The sequence below is a fragment of the Lysinibacillus sp. fls2-241-R2A-57 genome (assembly GCF_030209535.1).
GTDB lineage: Bacteria > Bacillota > Bacilli > Bacillales_A > Planococcaceae > Lysinibacillus.
In genome coordinates, this window is sequence record NZ_JARVRU010000087.1 from 1 (window position 1) to 1,389 (window position 1,389).

At 36.9% G+C, this 1,389-nt stretch carries 1 protein-coding gene; it reads right to left on the reverse strand.

Going from position 1 to position 1,389, the window contains the following annotated elements; genetic code table 11:
- Nucleotides 1-134: 134 nt before the first annotated feature.
- A protein-coding gene (locus tag QRN68_RS15055; RefSeq protein ID WP_285397716.1) for an IS3 family transposase occupies nucleotides 135-1,306 on the reverse strand; the annotation gives its coding sequence in 2 pieces (ribosomal slippage) (nucleotides 135-1,045 and nucleotides 1,045-1,306; 1,173 coding nt in all).
- Nucleotides 1,307-1,389 lie beyond the last annotated feature (83 nt).

Consider the following 1,389-nt stretch of genomic DNA (forward strand, 5'->3'; position numbering starts at 1 on the left):
TGATACTATGTCAAGAAAATGGACAGGGAAAATTGAGATTTTGCTTTAAATCTAAGCGCGCTATCGCTTGCTCGCCTCACAAATAATTTAAGGGGCGTAACCCTTAAATTATTTGTGAGGTTAAAAGGGTTTAATTATATGACCTTAGTTTTTTGTGAAGTTTTGAAATATTGCTTTTCGTATGCAATGGGCGACATATAATTTGTAAAAGAATGGATACGCTTGTAGTTATAAAAACTAACGATGTATTCAATGATACTTTTCTTGGCCTGATCTCTCGTTTTATACTTTTCATGAAAAACTAACTCTCTTTTGATGACGCTATGAAATGACTCGATACATGCATTATCGTAACAGTTTCCTTTTCTACTCATACTTGTAATCATTCTGTTAGTTCGTAACACTTGTTGGTATTCCTTCGACGCATACTGGCTCCCACGATCTGAATGATGAATGAGCCCAGGCGTTGGAGTCTGAGTTCTGATTGCTCGTTTTAAGGCGAGGATCACTAATTCCTTTGTCATTCTCTCATCCATTGCCCAACCGATGATTCGTCTTGAAAACAACTCCATAATCGTTGCTAGATAGAGCCAACCTTCACTGGTCCATATATACGTAATGTCAGCTACCCACGCTTGTCCAGGGCGTTCTACTTTAAATTGTTGGTCTAATAGATTTGGATATACTGGTAGATTATGTTTTGAATTCGTCGTCGCTTTGTATTTTTTCACTGTTTTTGAGCGAATGCCTTCTTCTTTCATAATTCGCGATACTGTTTTTTGCGATACAGAGACTCCTTCTGAATTCAATTGTTTTGTGATTTTCGGACTACCATAATTTCTTCTTGAGTCCAAATACACTCGTTTTATTTGGCTCGTTAACTTTTCTTTCCGTTCTTTTTGATTACTCTTTGGTCGGTTCAGCCACTCGTAGTAACCACTTCTTGAAACACCTAATACTTCGCACATCTTTGCCACACGGAATTCGTGTCGGTGCTGTTGAATAAAGTTGTAAATTACTTCCGGTCTTTCGCAAAGATGCCCATAGCCTTTTTTAAGATGGCATTTTCCTCTTCTAGGTCACGTATTCTTTTTTCTAATTCTTTATTTTCCTTATCCTCAGGCTTTAAATTCCCACTACCAACAAATGCAACTTCGCCATCTTTACTAAATTTCTTTACCCAATTGTGTAATGTCTGTTCTGCAAGATCCAGCTCACGTGCAACCTCAGCAACTCTCTTGCCACTTTCAACTAATTGTACTGCCTCTAATTTAAATTCTTTGTCATAACTTTTTCGTTTTGTCATCTTAGACACTCCTAGTAAATTGTTAAGATTATTATACTTTATAAACTCCCAATTCTCTGTGTCCATTATTTAGACTAACATCA